Origin of the sequence: Protofrankia sp. Cr2 (assembly GCF_963555885.1) — a bacterium.
GTDB lineage: Bacteria > Actinomycetota > Actinomycetes > Frankiales > Frankiaceae > Protofrankia.
Genome location: NZ_CAUVXG010000020.1, coordinates 76743 through 83279, shown reverse-complemented (window position 1 = coordinate 83279; position 6537 = coordinate 76743). Strand labels below are relative to the sequence as shown.

The following is a 6537-nucleotide window of genomic DNA, read 5'->3' as shown; positions in this document are numbered from 1 at the left end:
TAAGAATCGTGAGAAGAGCAGGCCGCCAAAGGAACGGGTGACCACCGCAACCGGCTACGCCCGCGAACTCGACGGCAGTATTCCGATCGCCGATCCGCCCGCGCCGGCCAGGAACAAGATGATCCCATTTACCCTCAATGAGATCCGTCATATTATTGTCCAAGTCTGGCAGAAGGCCATCCCTTTCAGTGTCACTCGGCGCTGGTCGGACTGGCGTCGCCGCCACCAAGAGCGGGCGAGCTACTACCACTTTCTCCGGCGGATACGCGCCGCTCGAGCATCCGCCACGCCGGTCGCAGCCATATAGAGATCACTGTGGCTGTAGTACTAGGCTTCGGAAACGTGACGTTTTACCGGGTGGCGTTGCCCGTTCGTGTTTATGAGCTACGAACCGGACGATTCGTGACCGACACCAGACTGGAGATCAGCGGCGCAAGCTGCCCTGACCCTTATCGCAATCTCGGCTACGACACGAAGGACTACGTCACCCCCTCCAATTCCCAGGTACAGGCCGCCTTCAGACCACTGATCAGCCCGTGACCGCCCGTGGGGTGCCAGAAGCTGAGACGCCACAACCCCTCGTGGCGGTTGCTGCTCGCCGACGTCGAGCAGCTGCTCGAGCTGCTCGCCACCCTGCGCGCGGGTCAAGGCTGTAGTGCTCAACGATGTGAATGTCGCGCTGCTCCGACGACACACAATCCCCATCGTTCGGCGCACTCGCCCCCACAGTCGCGCTGGCCCACAGTCCCGCTCTGGTATCCTCGTTATTCGTCGTGGTAGAGCCGTTGTAGGTCGATGAGCTCGATGGTGGGGTCGTGGGTGGCGGCCTCGTGCAGTTCAGGGGTGAAACCTGCCCCACTGAAACACAGCAGGAGTGGGCCGCTGACGCCGCTGGCGGTGTGGTGTGCCGGTAGCAGGCTGCGGATGTGGCCGAGGCGTTTCAGGTGGCTGAGGCCCATGGTCTCGTTCCATTTCGCTTCGCCGAGGGCGAGCAGCGTTTCGCGCTCGGAGTCGCGGTGGCCGAAGACCGCGACGTCGATCTCGTGGCTGGTCCTGGCGGCCGGGTCGTTGACGGTCCCGGCGGCGACCCGGGAAGGATGGCCGCCGTAGGTGTCGGGGGTGGCATGCCAGCGGGCCCATTCGCGACAGAGGTTCTCGAAGTGCGGTCCGAGGATCGTGCTGCGGAAGGTGGGTTGGGCGCGTTGCCACACGGCCTGCGCGCGGCCGGGACGTTCCAGATCGCCCCAGTAGGGACGCATGACGGCGTGGTAGAAGGCGACGAGGGGTTCGGCGATCCGGTAGGCGGAGCGGTTGCGGCGGAAGGCGTCGGGTTCGTGGCGGATCAGGCCGACGTCTTCGAGCACGCTCAGCGGGTGGGCGAGGTCGGTGGATTTCCGGCCGAGGTAGTCGGCGATCCCGCCGCGGGCGGTGTTGCCGGCGGCGATGGCGGCCAGTACGGAGTGGTAGAGGGCGGTGTCATGGAGCTCGGGTTCCTCGGCGAGCAGATAGCGGGCTTCGCGGAAGAGGGGGCGGGCCGGGTTGAGGACGGTGCGGGTGACCCAGGGGTCGAAGTCGTCGGGGCCGGCTGGCGTGTCGCCCTGGGTGAACTCCCGGCGGTAGGCGGGGGTGCCGCCGACGATGGCGTGGGTGAGTACGGCCGTGCGTGGGTCGGTGATCTCCCAGAACTGGGCGGCGAGGCGGTAGTCGAGGGTGGGGACGACGAGTTCGAGTCCGGCCCGGCCGCGTAGGGGGGCGTTGCCGGACAGCAGCCGGCCCATGAAGGACAGGGCCGAGCCGCAGAGCAGCAGTCGGACCGGGGTGTTGGTGCGCTGGGCCGTCGGGTCCAGGGCGCGTTGGATGATGGAGGGCAGAGCGGGGGAGGCCTTGGCGAGGAACGGGAACTCGTCGATGACGACGGTGGTGGGCCCGGCTGTGGCGATGCGCATCAGTTGGCTGACGGCCTCGTCCCAGTGGGCGAACCGGTGGGGGACAGGCTCGCCGCGATAGCGGGCGAGAGCCTCACCGAACTGGCGCAGGGCGTCGGCTTCGGTGGTCTCGGTGGCGGTGAACAGGACACCCCCGTGGGCGCGAGTGATGGCGTCGAGGAGGAAGGTCTTGCCCTGGCGCCGCCGTCCGGAGATCACCCCCAGGGTGGCTTCCCGGCTCGGGTGACCGACGAAGCGGGTGAGTTCGGCCCATTCGAAGTCGCGGTCGAACACCTCGGTGGGCTTGTCCACCACGCGACCCTCCGATAACTCCACTTATTATAGCTGGAGTCATCCATCATATCCTGGAAGTGATCGCGCCGTTCGCGCCGTTCGCGCCGATCGGGACGACGACCGGCGCGAACGGGCAGACCGGGCAGACCGGGGGGGACCCTACGGACGTGGTTCGCGCAGTGTGGTCGGGTCGGTGGCCGGCAGGGGGAGATTCAGGTCGGCGATGGCGGCTCGGCCTTGTTCAGTGACGGGCATGCCCCAAGCGGAGAAGAAGCCGCGCAGGTCGGCGTTGGCGGTGATGCTGGCGAAGAGGGCCAGGTTGTCGTAGGCGGTCTCCCGGGTGGGGTGGTAGCCGTTGGACATCCACTTTTGTCGGGTGACCTTGTTCATGCGCGGCCAGAAGTCGTCGCCGAAGGCGAGCCGGAGCTGTTCGAGCGCGGTGAGGCGTTCGAACAGCTCCAGATTGGTGACTGTGAAAGACGGCGTGTTGACCTTCGCCAGTGCCCTGTCCCAGGTGTCGCTGCCCTCGGCGTCTGTGTCCAGCAGGCGGGAGCGCTGGCCGAAGGCGCGTTGCACCGCGAGCGACGCGATGTTGACGGTGACCCCCGGAGCAGTGGCGATTCGACTGGGAGCGGCCATAGACCCGGGACGCCTGGCTGGACCAACTACCCACTTCCGGCGCCCTCACCCAGTTCCCCGCGGACAGGCTGACAAAGGTACGGGAAGGCGTCGGGCCGCCATCGACGCGATGGGGGGCGACTTCAGGATGCCCTACGAGTTCGGAACCGCGATCACATGATCAGCGCGGCATGCCACCTTCAGATCATGAAACTGAGTGAACAAACGGTCGCTATTGCAGCCGTTTTCGTACTCAATTTGTTGATTGATGAGTGTCTCCCAGACGGTTCCGCCCGATGGAATCCGGCGAGGGCGGCCGTCGCGGTGGGGATCGCCGTCCTCAGGATTGCGTTCGAACGCTGGATCGTCGAAGGGTCGGTGCCCTACCGTGGCCGCGTGGGTGTTGACGCCGACATTTCGGTACCGGCGCGGCTCATCGCCGAGCCCACGCGGGCCCGTATGCTCGTCGGGCTGGTCGGGGGCATCTGCCTGCCCGCGGGTGATCTGGCCCGCCTGGCCGGGGTATCGGCATCGACGGCCAGTGGGCATCTCAAAGCGCTGGTCGCCCACGGGTTCGTCACGGTGGAGCGATCCGGGCGCCACCGGTACTACACCCTGGCGAACGCCGACATCGCGTACGCACTTGAGGCTCTACAGGTCGTTGCCCCCGAAATCCCGGTGACGTCGCTGCGCGGGCACCGGGTTGCCGCCGAGCTGCGGGCCGGGCGGCGCTGCTACGACCACATGGCCGGAGACCTCGGCCTGCGGGTGACCGGGCTGCTGGTGCGCGCGGGCATCGTCGGACCGCTGCGTGCCGGCGCCACCGCGGACCTGCACCTCGACGGCCCCGGTCACCCGCTCCTCGACCGGTTCGCCCTGCAGGAGATCGGCGGTTCCCCGCGTCGCCCGCTGGTCCGGGGCTGCCTGGACTGGACAGGGCGCCGGCCGCACGTCGCGGGCCGGCTGGGCGCGCACCTGCTGACGGTTTTCCTCGACCGCGGATGGGTGGCCACCCGCGCGGGCAGCCGCGCGCTGCGCCTGACCGGCGCGGGTGAGAGCGTGCTCGTCTCACTCGATGCCGGCGTGCTCGCCGCGTGGGAGGCCGGCTGAGTAGCGGGCGGCCAGGCCCTGGATGGCGCTGTAGGAGATCGCGGGCGGTGCCGGTTCGCCGTCGCGTATGCGGACCGCCACCTCCACCGCCCGGTCCAGCGCGGCACGGTACAGCAGCGAACCGCAGCTGATCCGCCGCACGCCGAGCCGGGCCAGTTCCGTCGCCGAGTGGTCCGGTGAGGCGAGCACGTTGACGGGGACCGGCACCGCGGAGACGATCTGCCGGATCTGCGGGCTGCTCAGCCGTCCGGGCACGAAGACGCCGTCCGCCCCCGCACCGACGTAGCGCAGAGCCCGGTCGACGGTCTCGGTCACGGTCACGGTGGCGGTGGCGGTGGCGGCCTGCGCGGTCCAGAATGTGTCGACGCGGGCGTTGACGAATAGGCGTGGGCACCGGTCCTTGATCGCTTCGATTTTGGCTGCGTGTGCGTCGGACGGACCGAGCCGTCCCCGGGTGGTGTCCTCGATGTTGATGCCGTCGACTTCCAGCGAGGCCGCGTAGTCGGCGACGGCGGCCGGGTCGTCGGCGAAGCCGTCCTCGATGTCGACCGAGACCGGGCACGGCAGGGCGCGAAGCCGGCGCGCGAGGCGACGGGTGAGCTCGGGGATCGCTCGGGAGGCGTCGGCCAGCCCGTGCTGGGCTGCCAGACCCAGGCTCGTGGTGCCGATCGCCGGGAAACCCGCCGCGAGCAGGGCCGCTGCGGACGCGGCGTCCCAGGCGTTCGGCAGGATCAGCGGGTCGCCGGCCCGGTGCAGGTCAGCGAAGGTCATCGCCGCATCGCCGCCTGCGCGAGCCGGTGCGCGAGGTCCCGTCCCGGGCAGGCATGCGGGCCGCTGCCGAAGGGCGCCCCGGACAGGTCCACCTCGACGGTCTCGCCGCGGGGGCCGACCCGCCGGGTGCTCGGGATGGGCGGGCCGTCCCCACCGCGGAGCATGTGGGTGATCAGCGCGCGGGTGGCGGTATGGGCTTGCACGAGCACGCACAGCTTCGCCGCCGTCACCTCGTTGTGGCCGCCGCACACCGCGATGAGCCGCTCGACGGCATCGTCGGCCTCGGGTGTCGCCGGCAGATGGGGGTGGTAGGAGGCGGCGGCCGACGCGACGTCGGCCACGAGGTGCTCCGGTAGTCCCAGCGCCACGAGCAGCATCGCGGTCGGATCGCCGCCCGGGCGCGGATCGACCACCAGGCCGGATAGCAGCTCATCGACCAGCCTCCGGCGGCGCGCGTGGTCAGCTCCCTCGCTGAACCGTGCGACGCTGCCGCGCAGCCAGGCGACGCCGGAGCAGTCCGCCGGGCACCGCGGCACTGCGAACACAGGGTCGTCCAGGACGGACGACGGCATCTTCTCCACGACTCGATGCTGGACCGCCAGTGTTTCGGTGACACCCGAACCGTCCCCGACCGGTGGCCACCGAGGCCGCCTATCGGCCCTGCCTGGCCTATGTCGCAGCGTCATGAGCCCGGGGCAGGCACCCCAGCCCCACTCCTTGATCCACATTCCCTTCGGTGCGATGAGTGGAAGGATGACGTCAGGAGACGCCGGTTTTCGGGCGGAAAATGTATGTCAATCATCCACTCGTGCTGGCCCGGCTACCTGCCCGGTTTGCACCAGTGACCGGTGGCCATCAACCGAGGATGGCGGCAGTCCGCTGAACTCGTCGCATTGCTGATCGGCTCTGTCTCTGCACATTCCGTGGATCATTCTGGGATGTCCAGCAGCATCCGGGGGTCGACCGGTGCGGCCTGACTGTTACTGATTCCCGCCCTGGCCTGTTCGATGATCTCCTGGACGTGTCGCTCGATCTGTTCCGGGTCGAGTCCGAGCGCCTTGCCGATGTGGACCGACCACACCTCGGACCGCAGGTTGGTCTCGAAGTCCAGGTCGGCTCGCAGGTTCTGCCGCGTCGCTTCGCGGTTCTGGCTCACCATCACGAAGGTGGACAGGAAGATCGCCTCCAGGCTGACAATCATCGTGAGAAGTCCGAACGGATACGGGTCGAAGATGCCGGCCCGCCCGAACACGCCCTCGTTCAGCAGGACCCAGGCGCCGAACCAGACGGAGTGGAGATAGACGAAGAGTAGCGAGCCCGCGAACGATGTGATCGCGTCCGCCGCGCGGTCCTGCGACGTACGCATCCGGGTGAAGACCATTCGCTCGTTGGGGACCCGGACACGGGGACGGGGGTGACCGCCTCTGGCGGCACGGTGCGGCTGGCTGTAGCCGTCAGCGGGAGAGTTCACGATTCTCATACTGATGTGCGGGTGCCCGAAACCTGTCCATAGGTTCTGGCGCGCTCGATATCAGTTCCACCTGGATTTCCCGGTGGCGGACCTGGACGCCTCGATCGCCCTGGCCGAAGGTATCGGCGCGGTGCCGTTACGCGGTGACGTTACTTAGAGCGACCGGCAATAGGCGTCACTTGAGACGTCGGATGGTGGGTCGGCCGTCCCAGCGGTAGAGCGTCCGGGCTTGCCGGATCAGTGACCCAGCGCTTCCCGATCTGGATCGGGGTCCGCTCACCCTTCGGCGCGATCTCACCGACCATGCCATGGGCAGCCAGGACGGTCCGGACCGGCTGGCCGTCGTAG

General features: G+C 68.3%; 7 protein-coding genes and 2 pseudogenes. 3 read left to right on the top strand and 6 right to left on the bottom strand.

Annotated elements, in window-relative coordinates:
• Both U9978_RS11830 and U9978_RS11825 read left to right on the top strand, forming a co-directional pair.
• Positions 1–307, top strand: a pseudogene (locus U9978_RS11830) (IS701 family transposase); the annotation flags it as partial.
• An 8-nt stretch (positions 308–315) separates the two neighbouring features.
• A complete protein-coding gene (locus U9978_RS11825; RefSeq protein ID WP_322761147.1) occupies positions 316–540 on the top strand; it encodes a hypothetical protein in 225 nt (74 codons plus the stop codon).
• Between the two features lie 224 nt (positions 541–764).
• Here U9978_RS11825 and U9978_RS11820 read toward each other — a convergent pair whose 3' ends face one another.
• Positions 765–2237, bottom strand: coding sequence for an ATP-binding protein (locus U9978_RS11820; RefSeq protein WP_416210940.1), 1473 nt, complete (start codon positions 2235–2237; stop codon positions 765–767).
• A 141-nt stretch (positions 2238–2378) separates the two neighbouring features.
• On the bottom strand, positions 2379–2858 hold the full coding sequence (locus U9978_RS11815; RefSeq protein ID WP_322761145.1) for a M60 family metallopeptidase: 480 nt from the start codon (positions 2856–2858) through the stop codon (positions 2379–2381).
• Positions 2859–3233: 375 nt separating this feature from the next.
• Here U9978_RS11815 and U9978_RS11810 point away from each other — a divergent pair, with 375 nt between their 5' ends.
• Positions 3234–3947 (top strand): metalloregulator ArsR/SmtB family transcription factor, encoded by a 714-nt coding sequence (locus tag U9978_RS11810; RefSeq protein ID WP_322761144.1) that lies wholly within the window; start codon positions 3234–3236, stop codon positions 3945–3947.
• Here the strand turns inward: U9978_RS11810 and U9978_RS11805 are convergent.
• From U9978_RS11805 to U9978_RS11790, 4 genes and pseudogenes are all read right to left on the bottom strand, one after another.
• Complete coding sequence (locus U9978_RS11805) at positions 3906–4718, bottom strand: isocitrate lyase/phosphoenolpyruvate mutase family protein (RefSeq protein WP_322761143.1); 813 nt, start codon at positions 4716–4718, stop codon at positions 3906–3908. The genes U9978_RS11810 and U9978_RS11805 overlap by 42 nt on opposite strands.
• The gene (locus U9978_RS11800; protein WP_416210939.1) at positions 4715–5290 is read right to left on the bottom strand and encodes a hypothetical protein; all 576 of its coding nucleotides are present in this window, start codon (positions 5288–5290) and stop codon (positions 4715–4717) included. The genes U9978_RS11805 and U9978_RS11800 overlap by 4 nt, the downstream gene beginning before the upstream one ends.
• 356 nt (positions 5291–5646) lie before the next feature.
• Positions 5647–6198, bottom strand: a complete 552-nt coding sequence (locus U9978_RS11795; protein WP_322761141.1) for a DUF1003 domain-containing protein — start codon at positions 6196–6198, stop codon at positions 5647–5649.
• A 140-nt stretch (positions 6199–6338) separates the two neighbouring features.
• Positions 6339–6537: pseudogene (locus U9978_RS11790) on the bottom strand (hypothetical protein); the annotation flags it as partial.